The sequence below is a fragment of the Kitasatospora sp. NPDC094019 genome (assembly GCF_044764505.1).
Taxonomy (GTDB): domain Bacteria; phylum Actinomycetota; class Actinomycetes; order Streptomycetales; family Streptomycetaceae; genus Kitasatospora.
The window spans coordinates 749402-769637 of the sequence record NZ_JBIWIF010000001.1 but is presented as its reverse complement, the minus strand read 5'-3'; the positions used below and the strand labels follow the sequence as shown (position 1 = coordinate 769637).

Genomic DNA, 20236 nt, shown 5'->3' with positions numbered 1-20236 from the left:
GTTCTACGGCCCGGCCGGCGTCCCGTCCGGATCGGGGGACGCGGTGCCGCTCGGCCGGCTCTCCTGCGACCGAGTATCCGTCAGACCCGGGACGGGCAGGACGGCGGCCACCCGGAAGCCGCCGTCCGCCAGCGGGCCGGTGTCCAGCCGCCCGCCCAGCAGCCGGACCCGTTCCCGCATGCCGACCAGCCCGTGGCCGGTGCCCTCGGCCGAACCCTCCAGCGACCCGGTGTGCTCCGGCGGAGCCGCGTTGACCACGGTGACCAGCAGGGATCCCTCGGCGACGGTCAGCGAGACCCAGGCCCTGGCGCCCGGTGCGTGCCGGACCACGTTGGCCAGCGCCTCCTGGACGATCCGGTGGACGGAGAGACCGACGGCCGGCGGCAGCGCGTCGTCCGTGAGTCCCGGGTCGAGGTCGAGTTCGGCCGCCACGCCGGCCCGGCGCACCGTGTCGACGAGCTGGGCCAACTGGCCGATCCCCGGCTGGGGCGCCGTCTCGGCGCCCGAGTCCTCGCTGCGCAGCACGCCGAGCAGCCGCCGCATCTCGGTCAGCGACTCCCGGGCCGTACCGGCGATCGCGGTGAACTCCTCCGCCGCCTCGTCCGGGACCCCGGCGATCCGGTACGGCGCGCTGGCCGCCTGCACGGCGATCACCGACATGTGGTGGGCGACCACGTCGTGCAGCTCGCGGGCGATCCGGGCCCGCTCCTCCAGCAGGGTGCGCCGCTCGCGCTCGGCCTCGCTGATGTGCTCCTGCTCGGTGAGCCGGCGGGCGGCCTCGGCGCGTTCGCGCAGCGCCCCGCCGAGTACCAGGACGGCGCCGGTCAGGGCGGTGGCGAGCAGGTTGTTGTCGACGCCGAACCGGTCGGTCAGGCCCAGCAGGGACAGTGCCAGGCCGGCCGCCGCGGTCGTCAGCCAGACCGCGACCAGGGTCCGCCGGGGCTCGCGCAGGGACAGCGGCAGCATCAGGAGGAGGTAGCCGACCAGGAGGGGCGGCGGCCAGGGCCAGGGACTGGTGGGGCCGGTGCCGTCGGTGAGGACGGCCAGCGCGGTCAGCAGGCCGGCGCCGCCGATCATCCACCAGGCGGGCAGCGGCCGGGTGACGGCCAGCAGCAGCGGCACGGTCTGGGCGACCATGAGGCCGGCGGCCAGGCCGCCGGAGATCCCGTAGTCCTGGCTGAGCACGTGGATCCCGCTGGGCAGCAGCGAGGCGATCGCGGCCGCGGCGGCGAGGTAGGGGAGGCGGCGGACCCAGCGGCGGGAGGCGTGGCCCAGCAGCGGGGTGTGGTCCGCGGCGGGGCGGGTCAGCGGGGCGAGCAGCGCGCGCACCGGACCGGCCGGGGCGGGCCCGGTGGACGGCTTGATCATCCGGTCAGCCTAGGGCGGGCCGGGGCGGCGGGCGTCACTCCGAGGTGCTGGGTCCGGGGTAGTACCCCGGTAGGGGGGCGGCCGGTCGGCTCGCGAGCAGGGGCTCCGCCGTCCGGCTCAGGAGCGCCAGTCGCCGACCAGGGCCGGGCCGAGCTGGTCCAGATGGCGGTCGATCAGCGCGACCATGCCCTCCGGCCCGTGGTCCTCCTGGTCGGGGGTCCAGGACAGGTGGGCGGCGCGCAGCACGGCGCCGAAGGCGGCCGCGAGGACGGCGGGCCGCAGGTCCCGGGCCGGGTCGAGGCCCTCGCGCTCGGCGAGCACCCGGATCACCACCCGCTCCTGCTCGGCGACCCGGCGCAGGTGGGCGGCGAGCAGGGTGGGGGTGTCCTCGATCATCCGGATGAGCTCCAGCGCGGCGTCCACCGAGCAGGGACCGGTGGGGTGGGCCGAGCCGCGCTCGCGCCAGGAGCCGACGATCGCGGCCCGCAGCGCCGTCAGCGGGCTCTCCTCGGCGGGGCGGGCCCGCAGCAGCTCGATGAAGTGGTCCTCGGCCTCGGCGAGGACGGCGAGGGCGACCTCGTCCTTGTTGGCGAAGTAGCGGAAGAAGGTGCGCTGCGAGACGTCGACCGCGGCGGCGATCTCGTCGACGGTGGTGCTGGCGAACCCCTGCCCGAGGAAGAGCCGGTGCGCGGCCTCGATGAGGGCGTCCCGGGTGCGCTGCTTCTTCCGCGCGCGCAGCCCGGGCTCCGGGGCGGCGGGAGGAGCGGGCTGAGCGGCCATGGCGGGCGCCTTCCGGAGGGTGATGGGGCTGGTGTTCCGGAGGCTACTGTAGCCCTCTGACAAATGGCAGACGGTGGCAGAAGGCAGTGTTTGCCGAATGTCAGCTGCTGACATAATCTGCCGGAGTGGCGCCCGTCGGGCCGGGTACTCGTGGGGACGGGTGGGCCGGGGCGCCACGACCATGTCCGTCCGCTGTCAGCCCCGGAGGGCCCAGATGAGTCAGTCCCTCACCAAGAGCGCCACGGCGGACACACCGCCGTCCGGCACTTCACCGGGTGGGAGGAGCCTCCAGGGACACCCCTGGCTGACCCTGCTCACCGTCGCCGTCGGCGTGATGATGGTCGCCCTGGACGGCACGATCGTCGCCATCGCCAACCCGGTGATCCAGGCCGACCTGAACGCCGCGCCCTCCGAGATCCAGTGGGTGACCAGCGGCTACCTGCTGGCCCTCGCCGTCTTCCTGATCACGGCCGGCAAGATCGGCGACCGGTTCGGCCACAAGAGCACCTTCCTGGTCGGCGCGGTCGGCTTCGCCGCCACCTCGGCCGCGATCGGCTTCGCCGGCAACATCCAGACGGTGATCGCCTGCCGCGTGCTCCAGGGCCTGTTCGGCGCGCTGCTCCAGCCGGCCGCGCTCGGTCTGCTGCGCGGGGCCTTCCCGGCCGAGAAGCTCAACATGGCGATCGGCATCTGGGGCGGTGTGATCGGTGCCTCCACCGCGGCCGGCCCCATCGTCGGCGGCCTGTTGGTCGAGCACGTCAACTGGGAGTCGGTGTTCTTCATCAACATCCCGGTCGGCCTGCTGGCGCTGGCCCTCGGCCTGTGGATCCTCAAGGACGTGCGGGCCGAGAACGCCGCCAGGTCCTTCGACGTCCCCGGCATCGTGCTGCTCTCGGTGGCGATGTTCGCGCTGGTCTTCGGCATCATCAAGGCCCCCGAGTGGGGCTGGGGCGACACCAGGACGGTGCTGTTCCTGGGTGGCGCGGTGGTGCTGATGGTGCTCTTCGCGCTCTGGCAGGGCAGGGCCCGTGAGCCGCTGATCCCGCTCGCCCTGTTCCGCTCGGTGCCGCTGTCGGCGGGCGTCCTGCTGATGGCCCTGATGGCCTTCTCGTTCTTCGGCGCGATCTTCTTCGTGACCTTCTACCTGCAGAACGTGCACGCCATGACGCCGGTCCAGGCGGGCGTCCACCTGCTGCCGATGACCGGCATGATGATCATCGGCTCGCCGGTGGCGGGCATCGCGATCGGCAAGCTCGGCCCGCGCGTCCCGATCGTGGCCGGCATGCTGATCACCACCGTCGCGATGTTCGGCATGTCCACCCTGGACTCCGGCTCGGGCAACGGCGTGATGGCGCTCTGGTTCGTCCTGATGGGTCTGGGCATCAGCCCGGTCATGGTCGGCGCCACCGAGGTCATCGTCGGCAACGCGCCGATGGAGCTGTCCGGCGTCGCCGGCGGCCTCCAGCAGTCGGCGATGCAGGTCGGCGGCAGCCTCGGCACCGCCGTGCTGGGCGCGCTGATGGCCGCCAGGGTCACCGACGTCCTGCCGGGCAACTGGGCCGGAGCGGGCCTGCCCCCGGTCGAGCCGGGCCAGGCCGAGGGCCTCAACCAGGCCGCCCAGCTCGGCATCGCCCCGCCCGCCCCGGCCGGTACCCCGCAGCAGGTGGTGGACGCGATGGCCGGCGCCGTCCACGACTCCTTCGTCAGCGGGATGTCGCTGGCCTTCGCGGTCGCCTCGGTGGTCGCCTTCGCCGCCGCCGTGCTCGGACTGCTGACCCGCCGCGGCACCACCGAGGCCGGGCCCGCCGTCCACATCTGACCGACCTCCGCCCCGCCGGGCCCCGGCCCCGGACCGTTCCCGCGGTCCGGGGCCGGCGCGTTCCCGGTGTGCCGGGCGGGGCGCCGGCAGGCGCGGCGTCACGAAGCGGGGCCTCAGGAGGTGGGCCCTCAGGAGGTGGGGCAGTCCAGCGACGGGTCGGTCTCGGCGGCGGCCCAGCACGCCTCGGCCCGGCGCCAGTACTCCTCCTCGGAGAGCGTGGCGGAGGGGCTCGGTGCGGGCAGCACCTGGCTGGGACCGAAGTGACCGCCGCTCCCGCCACCGCCCCCGGTGGGCGGGGCGGTCGGGGTCCGGGTCGGGCCGGGGGCCGGACCGGCGGCCCCGGCGTCGCCGGTCCCGGCGGACGGCGGCGCGGACGGCGCGGTGGACGGGACGGACGGGGTGGACGGTGGGACGGGCGGAGAAGTGGACCCGGAGCGGTCGCCCGCGGGCGCCGACGGCGGTGCCGAGGCGGGCGCGCCGGGGGTGCCCGCCTGGACCTCGGCGGCGACCAGCCCGAGGGCCGACGGCCGGGCCGGGCCGGACGAGGTGCCGGGAGCGGCCCGGTCACCGGGGACGGCGGGGGCACCGGGAGCGGTGTCGGGCGGGGCCGCGAGTGGTTCGGCGGGCCCGGACGGTTCGGCCGGCGCGGCGGACGGCCCGGGCTCCTCGGGACCGGCCGGACTCCCGGGCACGGCGGCCCCCGGTCCCGGCACGGTTCCCGGTGGCACCGGCACCGGCACCAGTTCGACCACGGCCCGGTCCGAGGCGGCCGGCAGGGCCACCGACGGCCCGCCGATCTCCTCCGGAGCGGGCAGCAACTGGGACAGCAGGGCGCCGGTCGTCACCCCGACCAGCACCGCCAGGGGGAAGGCCCCCGACCTCGGTGTGCGCACGATTACCCGCCCCCCTCCCCACGCCCCCTCGGGACACCTTAAGGGTGACTCTCGGGAAGGTTAAGAGGCGGCCGGAACCGGTCCGCGGGCACAGCCCCGGGCGGAACGCCGAGGGGCCGGCCCTCCCGCACACGGCGGGAGGACCGGCCCCTCGGCGGTCCCGGTGGAGGGATCAGGCGTCGCCGCCCGCGGCGCCCGGCTCGGCCGCCGCCACGTCGAGCAGCTGGTAACGGTCGATCGCGTCCTTCAGCGCGCTGCGGTCGATCCGGCCCTGCTTGGCGAGCTCGGTGAGCACGCCCAGCACGACCGACTGCGCGTCGATGTGGAAGAAGCGACGGGCCGCGCCGCGGGTGTCGGCGAAGCCGAAGCCGTCGGCACCCAGCGACTGGTACTGACCCGGCACCCAGCGGGCGATCTGGTCCGGCACCGCGCGCATCCAGTCGGACACGGCGACGAACGGACCCTCGGCGCCCTGGAGCTTGCTGGTCACGTACGGGACGCGCTGCTGCTCCTCGGGGTGCAGCAGGTTGAACTCCTCGGCCTCCACCGCGTCGCGGCGCAGCTCGTTCCAGGAGGTCGCGGACCAGACGTCGGCCTTGACGTTCCACTCCTCGGCCAGGATCCGCTGGGCCTCCAGGGCCCACGGCACGGCCACGCCGGAGGCGAGGATCTGGGCCGGGATCTGGCCGGCGGTGCCGGGGGCGTACCGGTGCAGACCCTTGAGGATGCCCTCGACGTCCACGTTCTCCGGCTCGGCCGGCATCTTGATCGGCTCGTTGTAGACGGTCATGTAGTAGAACACGTCCTCGCCGTGCGGGTGCTCGGCGCTGGAGCCGTACATCCGGCGCAGGCCGTCCTGCACGATGTGCGCGATCTCGAAGCCGTACGCCGGGTCGTACGCGACGACACCGGGGTTGGTCGAGGCCAGCAGGTGCGAGTGGCCGTCGGCGTGCTGCAGGCCCTCACCGGTCAGCGTGGTGCGGCCGGCGGTGGCGCCGATCACGAAGCCGCGGGCCAGCTGGTCGGCCATCTGCCAGAACTGGTCGCCGGTGCGCTGGAACCCGAACATCGAGTAGAAGACGTAGACCGGGATCAGCGGCTCGCCGTGGGTGGCGTAGGACGAGCCGGCGGCGATCAGCGAGGCGGTGCAGCCCGCCTCGGAGATGCCGTCGTGCAGCATCTGGCCGGTCGGCGACTCCTTGTAGGCCAGCAGCAGGTCGCGGTCGACCGACTCGTAGGTCTGGCCCAGCGGGTTGTAGATCTTCGCCGACGGGAACAGCGAGTCCATGCCGAAGGTGCGGTACTCGTCGGGCGCGATCGGCACGAAGCGGTTGCCGATGCCCTTGTCCCGCATGAGGTCCTTGAGCACCCGGACGAACGCCATGGTGGTGGCGATGGTCTGGTTGCCGGAACCCTTCTTGACCGCCTTGTAGGCGTCGTCGCCCGGGAGCTCCAGCTGCCGCGGCCGCACCTTGCGGGTCGGCACGTAGCCGCCCAGCTCCTTGCGGCGGTCGTGCATGTACTGGATCTCCTCCGAGTCACGGCCCGGGTGGTAGTAGGGCGGGTAGCCCTCCTCCAGCTGCTTGTCCGTGATCGGGAGGTGCAGGCGGTCGCGGAAGCGCTTCAGGTCCTCGACCGTCAGCTTCTTCATCTGGTGCGTCGCGTTGCGGCCCTCGAAGTTGGGGCCGAGCGTCCAGCCCTTGACCGTCTGGGCGAGGATGACCGTCGGCTGGCCCTTGTGCTCGCGGGCCGCCTTGAAGGCCGCGTAGACCTTGGCGTGGTCGTGGCCGCCGCGACCCAGGTGCTGGATCTGCTGGTCGGTCATGTTCTCGACCATCTTGCGCAGCCGCAGGTCGCCGCCGAAGAAGTTCTCGCGGATGTACGCGCCGGTCTCGGTGGCGTAGGTCTGGAACTGGCCGTCGACCGTGGTGTTCAGCTTGTTCACCAGGACGCCGTCGCGGTCCTGGGCGAGCAGCGGGTCCCAGCTGCGGTCCCAGACCAGCTTGATGACGTTCCAGCCGGCGCCGCGGAACTGCGACTCCAGCTCCTGGATGATCTTGCCGTTGCCGCGGACCGGGCCGTCGAGGCGCTGCAGGTTGCAGTTGACCACGAAGGTGAGGTTGTCCAGGCCCTCGCGGGCGGCCAGCGACAGCTGGCCGAGCGACTCGGGCTCGTCCATCTCGCCGTCGCCGAGGAAGGCGTAGACCTGCGAGTCGGAGGTGTCCTTGATGCCCCGGTGCTCCAGGTACCGGTTCATCCGGGCCTGGTAGATCGCGCCGAGCGGGCCGAGGCCCATCGAGACGGTCGGGAACTCCCAGAAGTCCGGCATCAGCCGCGGGTGCGGGTAGCTGGAGAGGCCGTAGGGGGCCTTCGACTTCTCCTGTCGGAAGGCGTCGAGCTGCTGCTCGGTGAGCCGGTCCAGCAGGAAGGCCCGGGCGTAGATGCCGGGGGAGGCGTGACCCTGGAAGAAGATCTGGTCGCCGGACTCGCCTTCGGCGTCCTTGCCCCGGAAGAAGTAGTTGAAGCCGACGTCGTAGAGCGACGCGGAGGAGGCGAAGGTGGCGATGTGGCCACCCACCCCGATACCGGGGCGCTGCGCCCGGGAGACCATCACCGCGGCGTTCCAGCGGGTCGCGTTCAGGATCTTGCGCTCGATCTCCTCGTTACCGGGGAAGAACGGCTCGTCCTTGGTGGCGATGGTGTTGACGTAGTCCGTGCTGCGCATCTCGGGCACGGCGACACGCTTCTCGCGGGCGCGCTCGATCAGCCGCAGCATCAGGTAGCGGGCACGCTCGCGCCCCCGCTCGTCGATGGCCGCATCGAGCGACTCCAGCCATTCCGCGGTCTCCTCGGGATCGAAGTCCGGGACCTGACTCGGAAGGCCGCCAATGATGATCGGGTTGCGATCGGATCCGGAAGCCACGCTGTTCCTTCACTGTCGGTCGAAACTGAGGTGTGTCGCGCCGCCTCCATCGTGCTACCGCGCTCGGAGATCCGTCATCTCTACCGATCGGTAACCGTTCCGCCCAACAGAAGGAACGGTCTGGCGATGTGCGGTTCGGACAGCGTCGTCCGTGCCGCACACCTCCGGGTGTTACGAACAGAGGTGGTCCGACCTGGTTTCCCGGCCGCCCGATGGCGGACGGCAGGGGTGAGGGCCAACAGGAGACTCTACGCCCGCGCACGCGCGGACCCGAATGCCGTTCGCATCTCGGTCGTGCGTACGGCCTGTGGACCAGGACCTCCCGAAGCATCCTTGTCTTGTGCAGAGAAGGGCAAATCGGTGTGATTCGCGACACGTCGCCCGGCGTGTCCCCCTGTGGGACGTCAACCTTTGGAGGGGATCGGGGGTCGGGTACTTGCGCGAACCGCCGCGCCCGTGTGGACTACGGCCACAGCCTCGGCATGGATGCCGAGCCGAATACTGGAGGTTATTCCCGTGAGCGCGACCGCGGACCCCGCGGACAAGTCCAACCCGGCAGCCCGTCTCGGCTTCGACCAGGGCCAGATCGTCCAGGAGCTGGGGTACGACGAAGACACTGACCAGGATCTCCGCGAGGGCATCGAGGAGATCACCGGGACGGATCTTGTCGACGAGGACTACGACGACGTCGCAGACGCCGTCCTGCTGTGGCACCGCGACGACGACGGAGACCTCACCGACTCCCTCGTCGACGCCCTGGAATACCTGGCGGAGGGCGGTCTGATCTGGCTGCTGACGCCCAAGACCGGCCGTGACGGCCACATCGAGGCGTCGGACATCGCCGATGCCGCCAAGACCGCGGGCCTCTCCCAGACCAGCTCGATCGCGATCGCCAAGGACTGGGCCGCGACCCGCCTGGCGACCAAGTCGACGGCCAAGCCGGCCAAGCGCTGAGTCCCGCCGAGCGGCCTCACCGGGCCCCGCCGGAGCATTCCTCCGGCGGGGCCCGGTCCGTTTCCCCCGGGGGCCGGCCCGGCGGCGGCCCCCGGGTCGGGAGGCCGCCCGGACCCGGACGGCCGAACCGTTCGCCCAGGGCGAAAGCGGTGGCCCCGGACGGCGCAGCCCTCACCCGTCCGGCTCAACCGACCCCGGCGAATGCGAGGATGGCGCTCGCCGCGTCACCCGCGCGGCCCAGTCGCGTCGAGTGGGAAAGGTCACCGCATGGCCATCGAGATCGGCACCGAGGCTCCGGACTTCGAGCTCAAGAACCAGCACGGCGAGCTGGTCCGGCTCTCCGCGTTCCGGGGCGAGAAGAACGTCGTCGTGGTCTTCTACCCGTTCGCGTTCACCGGTGTCTGCACCGGCGAGGTCTGCGCGATCCAGAAGGAGCTGCCGCGCCTGCAGAACGACGAGGTCCAGGTGCTCGGCGTCTCCAACGACTCGCCGTTCAGCCAGCGGATCTTCGCCGAGCAGGAGGGCCTGGACTTCCCGCTGCTCTCCGACTTCTGGCCGCACGGCGAGGTCTCCCGCGCCTACGGCGTCTTCGACGAGACCAAGGGCTGCGCGGTCCGCGGCACCTTCGTGATCGACAAGGCCGGCCTGGTCCGCTGGAGCGTCGTGAACGGCCTGCCGGACGCCCGTGACGAGCAGGAGTACCTGGCGGCCCTCGGCGCGCTCTGAGAGGCTGCGGGGGCGGGGTCCCCGCGGTCGCCCGGCACGGTCCGGGCCGCTGCGGGAACCCGGTCCGCACGGTTCCCCGGCGCGGTCGGGAACCCCGCACTACGATCGGTCCGTTGGCTGGTCAGAGGCTCGGAGCGGTTCGCCGCCGGAGTCTCGGACCGCACCACGGGGGCACCGAGGAGTGCCTCCCGAATCTTGGAGGACAAGTGGGTGTCAGCCTGAGCAAGGGCGGCAATGTCTCGCTCACCAAGGAGGCCCCCGGCCTGACCGCCGTACTGGTCGGCCTCGGCTGGGACGTCCGTACCACCACGGGCACGGATTTCGACCTGGACGCCAGCGCTCTGCTCTGCAACGACCAGGGCAAGGTGGGCGGGGACGGCAACTTCGTCTTCTTCAACAACCTGAAGAGCCCCGACGGCTCGGTCGAGCACACCGGTGACAACACCACCGGTGAGGGCGAGGGCGACGACGAGGCGATCAAGGTCGACCTGGCGACCGTGCCGGCCGACGTGCAGAAGATCGTCTTCCCGGTGTCGATCTACGACGCCGAGAACCGCTCGCAGAACTTCGGCCAGGTCCGCAACGCGTTCATCCGCGTGGTGAACCAGGCGGACAACAAGGAGCTGGCCCGGTACGACCTCACCGAGGACGCCTCCACCGAGACGGCGATGGTCTTCGGCGAGCTGTACCGCAACGGCGCCGAGTGGAAGTTCCGCGCGATCGGCCAGGGCTACGCCTCCGGCCTGCGCGGCATCGCCCAGGACTTCGGCGTCAACGTCTGAGTCGGGGCGGGGCCGGTGACGGCCCGGTGTTGCACGACGGCCGGGGCGGCCGCGGACGCGAGAGCGTCGGCGGCCGCCCCGGCCGTTCGCCGTGTGCGGCGGTTGGTCGGGTGGGGTTCGTTCGGTGCCGTTCGTCCGGCGCCGGGTTCCCGCGGCGGGCGTCGGCCCCCGGGGTTCGCCCGGTGTCGGCCCGGGGTTTGCCGTGCCCGGGCTACGACCTGCCCGGCCGCACTGGAAGGATGGGAGTTCAGGAAAGTTCAGCCGGCCCGGAGGGGCCGGCCGGGGTCGCGGGGGAATAGACCTGAGATGCGCCCCGGGAGGCAAGGGAGGAAGGACCGCCAATGAGTGTCACGCTCGCCAAGGGTGGCAATGTCTCGCTCACCAAGGCCGCGCCGAATCTGACGCAGGTGCAGATCGGTCTCGGCTGGGACGCCCGGTCGACGACCGGCGCGCCCTTCGACCTCGACGCGAGCGCCCTGCTGTGTTCGAGCGGCCGGGTGCTGGGTGACGAGTACTTCGTCTTCTACAACAACCTCAAGAGCCCCGAGGGCTCGGTCGAGCACACCGGCGACAACCTCACCGGTGACGGCGACGGCGACGACGAGGTCGTCCTGGTCAACCTGGACCTGGTGCCGCCGCAGGTCGACAAGGTGGTCTTCCCGGTGTCGATCTACGACGCCGAGAACCGGGGGCAGAACTTCGGCCAGGTCCGCAACGCCTACATCCGGGTGGTCAACTCGGTGGACGGTCAGGAGATCGCCCGCTACGACCTCACCGAGGACGCGTCCAGCGAGACCGCGATGATCTTCGGCGAGCTGTACCGGTACGCCGGTGAGTGGAAGTTCCGTGCGGTGGGCCAGGGTTATGCCTCGGGCCTGCGGGGCATTGCCCTCGATTTCGGCGTAAACGTACAGTAAAGGCCCTCATCACCGTGATCGTTCCGTTCGGCGCCCCGGCGCGTCCGGACGCGTCCCGGTGAACGTCGACCTCGTCGACGCCATGAATCCGAAAGGTAACCAAGTCCCGTGTTCCTCCGCACATTCGGCTGGTCATTCGCGATCACCATTCTCGGGCTGATCGCCGCCGGCCTGCTCTGGGGAGCCGAGGGATTCGGCATCGTGCTGATCCTCTCCATCCTGGAGATCTCCCTCTCGTTCGACAACGCGGTGGTCAACGCCACGGTGTTGAAGCGGATGAACCCGTACTGGCAGAAGATCTTCCTCACCGTCGGCGTGCTGATCGCCGTCTTCGGTATGCGGCTGATCTTCCCGCTGCTGGTCGTCGGTCTCACCGCGCACCTCAACCCGGCCACGGTCGTCGACCTCGCGCTGCACAGCGACAAGACCCATGACGGCCTCACCTACGGTCAGTACCTGGAAGCGGCCAACCCGGCCATCGCGGCCTTCGGCGGCGTCTTCCTGCTGATGATCTTCCTCGACTTCATCTTCGAGGAGAAGGACTACAACTGGCTGGCCTGGATCGAGCGCCCGCTGGAGAAGGTCGGCAAGCTGGAGGCGTTCTCCACCGTCGTCGCCCTGGTCACCCTGCTGCTGGCGGCCAACTTCTTCGCCGCCGACCACGCCGAGACGGTGCTGCTCGCCGGTGTGCTCGGCCTCGTCACCTATCTGTCGGTGAACGGCCTCTCCTCGGTCTTCGAGGCGGGCCTGGAGGAGGAGGCCGAGAAGGAGGAGGCGCAGGAGAAGACCGGCAAGTCCATCGTGCAGGTGGGCGGCAAGGCCGCGTTCTTCCTCTTCATGTACCTGGAGGTGCTGGACGCCTCGTTCTCCTTCGACGGCGTCGTCGGCGCGTTCGCCATCTCCAGCGACATCTTCCAGATCACCCTGGGCCTCGGCATCGGCGCGATGTACATCCGCTCGCTGACCGTCTTCCTCGTCCGCAAGGGCACCCTGGACGACTACGTCTACCTGGAGCACGGCGCGCACTACGCGATCGGCGCGCTCGCGGTGATCCTGCTGGTCGGCATCGAGTACCACATCCCGGAGATCGTCACCGGCCTGATCGGCGTCGCCTTCATCGGCCTCGCCCTCGGCTCGTCGGTCCTGCGCAACCGCCGGGAGGGCACCGGCGGGGAGGGCGACGGGGACCGGGAACTGGTGGGCAGCGGCAGCTAGGGCCGGCTCCCGGATCCTTCGGGATCATCGCCGCAGCACGCAGCACGCAGCACGCAGCACGCAGGACGTGTAACGCAGGACGCAGGACGTACAACGCAGGACAGCAGAACGCCGGACGGCCGTTCCTCCCGAGTGGGGAACGGCCGTCCGGCGTTCTGTTCGCGGTTGCCGGTGCTCAGCCGAGCTGCTGCTCGATGGCGCGCAGCTTGCGCTCCAGGGAGTCGAGCTTGGGCATCGACAGGGTGTCGTCGTCCGGCGTCAGGTCGACCGTCGAGCGGTAGGCGGACGAGGAGGAGGACGCGTACGAGGAGGACGAGGCCGAGGAGTACGCGGAGGAGGACGAGCCGGAGGCCGACTCGGAGCCGCGCGAGCGGCGGGTCTCCAGGGCGCTCAGCGGGGCGGAGTCCAGCAGCGAGCCGGAGGTGCGGGAGGAGAAGGCGTCCACCTCGGCGGCTAGGGCAGGCTCCGTAGCGCTCGGGCCGTCTCCGGCGGCGGCGAGCGCGGGCACCTGGCGGCCGCCGCGGCTGCGGGACAGCACGCCGCCCGACTGGCGGGAGATCGCCTTCAGCTCGGCGCGCTCGCGGCGGTCGGCGCTGCGGGCACGCACCTTGGCGTCCAGCTTCGCCTGACGCTCCTCGCGCACCTCGTCGACCGCCTCGTCCAGGCTGCGGACGTTCTCCAGCAGCATCAGCGACCAGGCGGCGTAGGTCTCGCGGGGCGCGCGCAGCCAGCGGACTATGCGGATCTGCGGCAGCGGGCGCGGGACGAGGCCCTGCTCGCGCAGCGCGGCCTTGCGGGTCTGCTTCAGCGCGCGGTCGAACAGGATCGCGGCCGAGATCGACATGCCGGAGAAGAACTCGGGGGCGCCGTCGTGGGAGATGCCGCGCGGGGCGTGCACCCAGTTGAACCAGGCCGAGGCGATCGCGAACACCCAGACCAGCAGCCGGGAGCCGAGCGCCGCGTCACCGTGGCTGGCCTCGCGGACGGCGAGCACCGAGCAGAACATCGCGGCGCCGTCCAGGCCGAACGGGACCAGGTACTCCCAGCCGTTCGACAGGCCCAGGTTCTCCTTGCCGAAGCCGACCAGGCCGTGGAAGGAGAGCGCGGCCGCGACGCCGGCGCAGCAGAACAGCAGGACGTAGGAGGAGATCCCGTAGACCATCTCCTTGCGTCGTCGGCGTTCCTCGCTGCGCTCCCAGGAGTCGCTGGATTCGTCCTTCCGGTTGTTGTTCTTGAAGCGCAGCGTCGCCACCAGGATGGCGGTGAACAGCAGGGCTACACCGCCGATGACGGTCCAGACCAGCTGTATGGAGGTCAGGTTCATTGCGGGTCGGGCCTCGGGTTTCCGCAGGGGACAGGTCTCAAGTGCGACACGAAGATCAGGATCCGTCCCCGGGACCGGGCCTGACGAAGCGTCGTCGTCGGACGGGTGCGCCGACGCGCCCGGGCGGGCGGGCGGGACACCTGTGCGGCTAGACGATATCGCGTCCGAAGTGGCCGCATGGTACGGGAGGTGAGCTTCACCCCGCCAATCGACCCGCCGGTGTCCGGTCGGTGTCCGGCGGGCGGCGGCGGGTAGGGGACTTCGGGTACCCGCGGACGGGCTGATGCCCGATCATGGAGCGGCGGACCGTCAGAACGGCTGGCGCGGCTGGGGGAGGACGGCATGGCCTCGATTTGGGAGTACCTGCGCGGAGAGCGGAACGCCCTCGACACGGGTGGCCAGTTCAAGGTCACCCTGACCAAGTCCTCGCCGCACCACGCGATCACCGGTGCGGCGGCGACCACCGGCTACCTCTATGTCAACCTGCACTGGACCACCCGGATAGGGGCTCCGAGGACGAGTGCCGGGGACACCCTGCGGAGGGTGTTCAGTCCGCGCATCCTGAGCCCGATGGAGCCGGACTCCAGTCAGAACGCCCAGGTCAACGTGGACCTCGACCTGGCCTGCATGTACGAGCTGACCGACGGCAAGCGGGGCGTGGTGCAGCCGCTGGGCGGCTTCTTCGGCGACCTCCGGAACCCGCCGTACATCAAGCTCAGCGGCGACGACCAGTACGGGGCGCCGTCCGGCGAGACGATGTACGTCAACCTGGAGAAGAAGGACCAGTTCAAGCGGCTGCTGATCTTCGTGTACATCTACGACGGCACGCCGGCCTTCGAGCAGACCAACGCGGTGGTGACGATCGTGCCGCAGTCCGGGCCGCGGATCGAGGTGCATCTGGAGGAGCGGGCGTCGGCGGCCCGTTCCTGCGCGGTGGTGCTGATCGAGAACGCCGGCGACAACACGCTCACGGTGCGGCGCGAGGTGCGGTACGTGAACGGGTTCCAGGCGGACATCGACCGGCTGTACGGCTTCGGGATGCAGTGGCAGCGCGGCTACAAGACCGAGTGAGGCCGGAGTGAGGCCGGGGTCGGGGTCGGGGCGCTCCGGCGCGCGGGCGGCTCAGCGGGGCTGGAACTGGGGGCCCTGCGGGGGCAGCGCGAACTCCTCGGCGGGCGGTGCCGGCTGCGGCGGGACGGGCGGCAGGGCGGCCTGCTGGGCCTGCGGGGCGGTGTTCGGCGGCGGGTAGCCGTAGCCCGGCTGCTGCTGGGGCTGCTGCGGCGACTGCTGCTGGGGCGGGTAGCCGTATCCGGGCACGGGCGCCGGGGGCTGCGGCTGGGGGTAGCCGTACCCGGGGCGCGGGGCCGGCGGCGGGTAGCCGTACCCGGGCCGTCCGGCCGGGGGCGAGGCCGGGGCGGGTGGGAGGTTCGGCGGCACCGTCGGCGGCCGGGGCGGCGGCGGGGGCGCGCCGGCCGGCTGCGCGGCGGCCTGCGGGACGGCCGGGGCCAGGGTGAAGGTGCCCGGTTCGGGGCGCCCGGCCGGCCGGGGGTCGGGCAGGGCGGCGGCCCGGGGATCGCCGACGGGCGGGCCGGCGGCGGCCGCCCCGGCCCGGGTGTCGCCCTCGTCCTCGACGGTGATGCCGAAATCGGTGGCCAGCCCGATCAGCCCGGACGCGTAGCCCTGGCCGACCGCGCGGAACTTCCAGGCGCCGGCCCGGCGGTAGAGCTCGCCCGCGACCAGCGCGGTCACCTCGTCCCCGTCGGCCATCGCGAACTCGGCCAGCGCGGGCGCGCCGTCCCCGGCCGCGGCGTCGAACAGCAACAGGCGCAGCCCGCTCACCGCCCGGAAGGTGCCGCCCTCGGAGGAGCCGGCCAGTACCACCCGGTCCACGTCGGTCGGCAGCTTGCCGAGCTCGGCCTCGACGGTGTCGGTGATCTCGCCGCCGTCGGCGGTCTGCTGCTTGGGCAGGTGGCGCACCAGTCCTGAGGGGTGGCGCGGCTGGTTGTAGAAGACGAAGTCGGCGTCCGAGCGGACCTTGCCGCCCGGTCCGAGCAGCAGCGCGGAGGCGTCCACGTCCGGCGCACCGGGCGTGGCGCTCCAGCGCAGCACGGCGCGGACCGCCGCCACCGGCAGTGCGATGTTGGCGCCCTTGGCCATCACGTGCGTCATAGCCGACCATCCTGCCTGTTCGCCACCCCTTCGGACAACGTGACCGGAGGAGGCGTTGTGGTGGGACTTTGCCAACGCTTGCGCTTTGTGAAGTGGAAGGTAACCTTCCGAGAATTCGATGTTTCGGAACCACCCCCGACCCGGCACGGTCCGTACGATGGGCGGGCGGGGGGATCCGTGCCGGACGACGACGACCGGCCGGGACCGGACCGGGAACCACCACGACCGTCGGGCCGGTTGAACCGGGTGCTGGACCGGGTGCCGCCACCGTCCCGCTCCGTCCCTCCCCGCCCTTCCCCCTCCTCCGCCGGACCGGCGGCCGAACCTCCTGAGGAGAGCACCTTGCGCCACTTCGGCCACCTCGCGGACGACGTCCGCGACCGGCTCTTTCTCAGCGCTCCGGGGGAGTTCACCGCCGACAGCGCGGCGGCCGTGCTCGCCACCGCGCTGGGCGCCACGCTCTACAGCCCGGCCACCCGCCCCACCCTGCGCGCGGACATCCGCAAGCAGGCCGCGCAGGGCGTCGTCTCGATGGTGCTCTGCCTGGAGGACGCCATCGCCGACCACGAGGTCCCGGACGCCGAGGCCAACCTGGTGGCCCGGCTCGGTGAGCTCTGGGCGGAGGTCACGGAGAGTGCCGGGGTCGGTGTCACGGAGGGTGTCGGAACCGGTGTCACCGAGGGTGTCGATGCGGATGGAATCTCCACCGGTTGCACACAGGATCTTCCCCTCCTCTTCGTCAGGGTGCGGACCGCCGCGCAGCTGACCGACCTCGCCGACCGGCTCGGACCCGCGATCGGGCTGCTCACCGGCTTCGTCCTGCCGAAGTTCACCGAGGACACCGGCGGCGACTTCCTGGAGGCGCTCGCCGCCGCCGAGGCCGCCACCGGACGCCGGCTGTTCGCCATGCCCGTCCTGGAGTCGCCCGAGCTCGCCCACCTGGAGACCCGCCGCGAACAGCTCTTCGGCATAGCCCGGCTGCTCGACAAGCACCGCGAGCGCGTCCTCGCCGTCCGCCTCGGCGTCACCGACCTCTGCTCCGCGTACGGCCTGCGGCGCTCGCCCGACCTGACCGCGTACGACGTCGCGCTGGTCGCCTCGGTGATCGGCGACGTGGTGAACGTGCTCGGCCGCGCCGACGGCACCGGGTTCACCGTCACCGGCCCGGTCTGGGAGTACTTCCCGGTCCAGGAACGGATGTTCAAGCCCCAGCTGCGCCGCACGCCGTTCGCGGAGGCCGAGCCCTCGCGCGAGGCCGTCCGTCGGCAGATCATCGAGCACGATCTGGACGGGCTCATCCGTGAGATAGAACTCGACCGCGCCAACGGTCTGTTGGGCAAGACCTGCATTCACCCCAGCCATGTGCCCGCCGTGCACGCGCTCTCCGTCGTCACGCACGAGGAGTACAGCGACGCCCACGACATCCTCCAGCAGGAGCGTGGCGGGGGCGGGGTGACGCGCTCGGCGTACACCAACAAGATGAACGAGGCGAAGCCCCACCGGGCCTGGGCGGAGCGGGTACTGCTGCGCGCCGAGGTGTTCGGAGTGGCCCGCGAGGACGTCAGTTTCGCGGAGCTGCTCTCGGCCTGCCTCTGCCGCTGAGCCGTTCGGCCGGGCCGGACCGGCCGCTCCCGGGGCCCGCCCGTCGGCCCGTTCGTTCGCGGGACCCGCCCGTCGGCCCGTTCGTTCACGGGACCCGCCCGTCAGACCTTGCCCACCGCACCACCGCACAGACCGAGGACAGGACCCGTAGTGACAGCAGCGCAGCAGGACCGGACCACCGGAACCGACGGGACCGTCGAGGGCGTCGGGGGCGTCGGGGACGTCGGCTCCTCCGGGGCGAACGCCGAGGGGCTCGCGGGAGCGGGGGAGTGGACCGGGCGCTGGGTGGCCGAGCGCGCGGGCGTCACCCTGACCGGCTCCGAGCGCCTCCCCGGGCTGGTCGGCCTCGCCCTGCGGGAGAACCGCAAGCGGGCCCACCTGCTGGTGTCCACCGTGCTCGGCAAGCACGTCCCGCAGCGGCCCGCCGTGGTGCACGGCGCCGGTCTGGAGCTCGGCCGTCTGGTCCGCGAGCTGCTCGATCCGCTCGGCGGCGGGTCCGTCGACCGGGCCGTGGTCCTCGGCTACGCGGAGACCGCCACCGGCCTCGGCCACAGCGTCGCCGACGGCCTGGACGCCCCCTACCTGCATTCCACCCGCCGCCCGGTGCCCGGACTCACCCCCGTCGGCGGCTTCGAGGAGGAGCACTCGCACGCCACCTCCCACCTGCTGCTGCCCGCGGACCCCCGGCTGCTCGCCGGCGACGGTCCGCTGGTCCTGGTGGACGACGAGTTCTCCACCGGCACCACCGTGCTCAACACCATCCGCGAACTGCACGCCAACCACCCGCGCGATCACTACGTGGTGGTCGCGCTGGTCGACCTGCGCGGCCCCGCCGACCGGCGGCGGCTCGTCGACACCGCGGCCGAACTCGGCGTCCGGCTCGACCTGGTGGCGCTGGCCGACGGCGGCGTCGAACTGCCCGCCGACGTCCTGGACCGGGCCGAGCGGCTGATCGCCGAGGCCGGCCCCGCGCCCGAGCCGCCCACCGCCCCGGCCGCCCCGCTGGTGCGGACGGATCTGGACTGGCCGGCCGGGCTGCCCGACGGCGGCCGGCACGGCTTCACCCGGGAGCACCGGGCGCGGCTGGAGGCGGCCCTGCCCGCGCTGGCCGAGCAGCTGGCGGCGGCGGTCGATCCCGGTGCGACCGGCGGCTCTGCCGATGCCGATGCCGATCGTTCGCTGGTGCTGGTGCTCGGCTCCGAGGAACTGATGTACGCGCCGCTGCGGCTGGCCGGGGCCCTCGCCGAGCGGCTGCCCGGCGGCGCCGACCGCGTCCGCTTCTCCACCACCACCCGCTCGCCCGTCCTCGCCGTCGACGACCCCGGCTACGCCATCCGCACCCGGCTGGCCTTCCCCGCCCACGACGACCCGGCCGACGACTCCTCGCGCGAGCGCTACGCCTACAACGTCGCCCCCGGCACCGACCCGGCCCGCCGCTTCGGCACCGTGGTGCTGGTGGTCGACGACACCGCCGACACCGCCGCCCTGCACGAGGGCGAGCGCGCCCTGCTCGGCCAGCTGCGCCGGGTCACCGACCGGGTGGTGCTCGCCGTCCTGCCGTCCCACCGGCCCACCGCCCCGGTCGGTCCGTCCGCCCCGGCGGCCCCGGCCCGTCCGCTGTACGGCCCCGAGTTCTCCTCCTACCGCGCCGACGAAGTGGCCTGGCTGCTCAAGGACCTCACCGGCGTCGACCTGGAGGCACCGACCGAGGAGCGCGAGGAGGCCGTGCAGAGCGGCGGCGCCCACTACGCCGAGTCGCTGCCGGTCGAGTACCAGCCGAGCCCCGAGTACCAGGAGCTGTTCCACCAGGCGCTGCGGGTCTCCGCCCGCCGGATCGCGCTCGCCGTCGGCACCGTCGCCGAGACCCTGCTGCGCGAACGCGGCCCCGGCCTGGTGCTCGCCTCGCTGGCCCGCGCCGGGACGCCGGTCGGCATCCTGATCCGCCGCTGGCTCGCCGCCGGACACGGCCTCGACGCTCCGCACTACGCCGTCTCGATCGTCCGCGGCCGCGGCATCGACCCGGTCGCCCTGCGCTACCTCGACGCCCACCACCGGGCCGGCGACGTGGTGTTCGTCGACGGCTGGACCGGCAAGGGCGCGATCACCCGCGAACTCGCCGAGGCCCTCACCGGGACCGGCTTCGACCCCGACCTCGCCGTCCTCGCCGACCCCGGCCGCTGCGTGCGCACCTTCGGCACCCGGGACGACTTCCTGATCCCCTCCGCCTGCCTCAACTCGACCGTCTCCGGCCTGGTCTCGCGCACCGTGCTGCGCTCCGACCTGATCGGCCCCGACGACTTCCACGGCGCCAAGCACTACACCGAGCTGGCCGGCGCCGACGTCTCCGGTGCCTTCCTGGACACCGTCGCCGACCACTTCGCCGACGTCCGGGCCGAAGCCCTCGCGGCGGCCGAACGCTTCCTCGCCCCCGAGCACGCCGACGAGCGCGCCCCCGACTGGGCCGGCTGGGCGGCCGTCGAGCGGATCAGCGCCGAGTACGGCATCGACAGCGTCAACCTGGTCAAGCCCGGTGTCGGCGAGACCACCCGGGTCATGCTGCGCCGCGTCCCCTGGCGGGTGCTCGCCCGCCGCGGCGCCGGCGCCGACCTCGACCACGTCCGGCTGCTCGCCGCCCAGCGGGGAGTGCCGGTCGAGGAGGTGGACGACCTGCCGTACTCCTGCGTCGGCCTCATCCACCCCCGCTACACCCGGGGGGCGACCGGCGCCTCCGGCACAGCCGTCCTCACCAAGGAGTCCTGAACCC

15 protein-coding genes are annotated in these 20236 nt (G+C 72.3%); 9 read left to right on the top strand and 6 right to left on the bottom strand.

The window, feature by feature from the left end:
* Positions 1-3 precede the first annotated feature (3 nt).
* Positions 4-1368 carry a sensor histidine kinase gene (locus tag ACIQ9P_RS03445; protein ID WP_402348920.1) on the bottom strand — a complete coding sequence of 455 codons (1365 nt, stop codon included), beginning with the start codon at positions 1366-1368 and terminating at the stop codon, positions 4-6.
* 117 nt (positions 1369-1485) lie between these two features.
* Positions 1486-2148 (bottom strand): TetR family transcriptional regulator, encoded by a 663-nt coding sequence (locus ACIQ9P_RS03440; RefSeq protein WP_402348917.1) that lies wholly within the window; start codon positions 2146-2148, stop codon positions 1486-1488.
* 214 nt (positions 2149-2362) lie between these two features.
* On the opposite strand from ACIQ9P_RS03440, the gene ACIQ9P_RS03435 reads away from it, so the two are divergent.
* On the top strand, positions 2363-3967 hold the full coding sequence (locus ACIQ9P_RS03435; protein WP_402348914.1) for an MFS transporter: 1605 nt from the start codon (positions 2363-2365) through the stop codon (positions 3965-3967).
* A gap of 128 nt (positions 3968-4095) precedes the next feature.
* Here the strand turns inward: ACIQ9P_RS03435 and ACIQ9P_RS03430 are convergent, their stop codons facing one another.
* Together ACIQ9P_RS03430 and aceE are read right to left on the bottom strand one after the other, a co-directional pair.
* Positions 4096-4860 (bottom strand): hypothetical protein, encoded by a 765-nt coding sequence (locus tag ACIQ9P_RS03430; RefSeq protein WP_402348911.1) that lies wholly within the window; start codon positions 4858-4860, stop codon positions 4096-4098.
* A gap of 172 nt (positions 4861-5032) precedes the next feature.
* Complete coding sequence (gene aceE / locus ACIQ9P_RS03425; protein ID WP_402348908.1) at positions 5033-7783, bottom strand: pyruvate dehydrogenase (acetyl-transferring), homodimeric type; 2751 nt, start codon at positions 7781-7783, stop codon at positions 5033-5035.
* Positions 7784-8299: 516 nt separating this feature from the next.
* On the opposite strand from aceE, the gene ACIQ9P_RS03420 reads away from it, so the two are divergent.
* The 5 genes from ACIQ9P_RS03420 (at position 8300) to ACIQ9P_RS03400 (ending at position 12377) form a co-directional block, all read left to right on the top strand.
* Positions 8300-8737 (top strand): DUF3052 domain-containing protein, encoded by a 438-nt coding sequence (locus tag ACIQ9P_RS03420; RefSeq protein WP_402348905.1) that lies wholly within the window; start codon positions 8300-8302, stop codon positions 8735-8737.
* 267 nt (positions 8738-9004) lie between these two features.
* Positions 9005-9463 carry a peroxiredoxin gene (locus ACIQ9P_RS03415; protein ID WP_402348902.1) on the top strand — a complete coding sequence of 153 codons (459 nt, stop codon included), beginning with the start codon at positions 9005-9007 and terminating at the stop codon, positions 9461-9463.
* A gap of 206 nt (positions 9464-9669) precedes the next feature.
* The gene (locus ACIQ9P_RS03410; protein WP_402348899.1) at positions 9670-10245 is read left to right on the top strand and encodes a TerD family protein; all 576 of its coding nucleotides are present in this window, start codon (positions 9670-9672) and stop codon (positions 10243-10245) included.
* A 341-nt stretch (positions 10246-10586) separates the two neighbouring features.
* Positions 10587-11162 carry a TerD family protein gene (locus tag ACIQ9P_RS03405; protein WP_030395855.1) on the top strand — a complete coding sequence of 192 codons (576 nt, stop codon included), beginning with the start codon at positions 10587-10589 and terminating at the stop codon, positions 11160-11162.
* Positions 11163-11270: 108 nt separating this feature from the next.
* Complete coding sequence (locus tag ACIQ9P_RS03400; RefSeq protein ID WP_402348897.1) at positions 11271-12377, top strand: DUF475 domain-containing protein; 1107 nt, start codon at positions 11271-11273, stop codon at positions 12375-12377.
* Positions 12378-12552: 175 nt separating this feature from the next.
* Here ACIQ9P_RS03400 and ACIQ9P_RS03395 read toward each other — a convergent pair whose 3' ends face one another.
* Positions 12553-13701, bottom strand: a complete 1149-nt coding sequence (locus ACIQ9P_RS03395) for a DUF2637 domain-containing protein (protein ID WP_402348894.1) — start codon at positions 13699-13701, stop codon at positions 12553-12555.
* A 342-nt stretch (positions 13702-14043) separates the two neighbouring features.
* On the opposite strand from ACIQ9P_RS03395, the gene ACIQ9P_RS03390 reads away from it, so the two are divergent.
* Complete coding sequence (locus ACIQ9P_RS03390; protein WP_402348891.1) at positions 14044-14772, top strand: Tellurium resistance; 729 nt, start codon at positions 14044-14046, stop codon at positions 14770-14772.
* 51 nt (positions 14773-14823) lie between these two features.
* On the opposite strand, the gene ACIQ9P_RS03385 is transcribed toward ACIQ9P_RS03390, so the two are convergent.
* A complete protein-coding gene (locus tag ACIQ9P_RS03385; protein WP_402348888.1) occupies positions 14824-15870 on the bottom strand; it encodes a TerD family protein in 1047 nt (348 codons plus the stop codon).
* 342 nt (positions 15871-16212) lie between these two features.
* On the opposite strand from ACIQ9P_RS03385, the gene ACIQ9P_RS03380 reads away from it, so the two are divergent.
* Both ACIQ9P_RS03380 and ACIQ9P_RS03375 read left to right on the top strand, forming a co-directional pair.
* A complete protein-coding gene (locus ACIQ9P_RS03380; RefSeq protein ID WP_402348885.1) occupies positions 16213-17472 on the top strand; it encodes an HpcH/HpaI aldolase/citrate lyase family protein in 1260 nt (419 codons plus the stop codon).
* A gap of 285 nt (positions 17473-17757) precedes the next feature.
* Positions 17758-20232, top strand: coding sequence for a phosphoribosyltransferase (locus tag ACIQ9P_RS03375; protein WP_402349853.1), 2475 nt, complete (start codon positions 17758-17760; stop codon positions 20230-20232).
* Positions 20233-20236 lie beyond the last annotated feature (4 nt).

Bases quoted from the DNA above. Each gene is read 5' to 3' on its own strand.
- ACIQ9P_RS03445 (WP_402348920.1), bottom strand. From the start codon at position 1,368: ATGATCAAGCCGTCCACCGGGCCCGCCCCGGCCGGTCCGGTGCGCGCG.
- ACIQ9P_RS03440 (WP_402348917.1), bottom strand. From the start codon at position 2,148: ATGGCCGCTCAGCCCGCTCCTCCCGCCGCCCCGGAGCCCGGGCTGCGC.
- ACIQ9P_RS03435 (WP_402348914.1), top strand. From the start codon at position 2,363: ATGAGTCAGTCCCTCACCAAGAGCGCCACGGCGGACACACCGCCGTCC.
- ACIQ9P_RS03415 (WP_402348902.1), top strand. From the start codon at position 9,005: ATGGCCATCGAGATCGGCACCGAGGCTCCGGACTTCGAGCTCAAGAAC.
- ACIQ9P_RS03405 (WP_030395855.1), top strand. From the start codon at position 10,587: ATGAGTGTCACGCTCGCCAAGGGTGGCAATGTCTCGCTCACCAAGGCC.
- ACIQ9P_RS03395 (WP_402348894.1), bottom strand. From the start codon at position 13,701: ATGAACCTGACCTCCATACAGCTGGTCTGGACCGTCATCGGCGGTGTA.
- ACIQ9P_RS03390 (WP_402348891.1), top strand. From the start codon at position 14,044: ATGGCCTCGATTTGGGAGTACCTGCGCGGAGAGCGGAACGCCCTCGAC.
- ACIQ9P_RS03385 (WP_402348888.1), bottom strand. From the start codon at position 15,870: ATGACGCACGTGATGGCCAAGGGCGCCAACATCGCACTGCCGGTGGCG.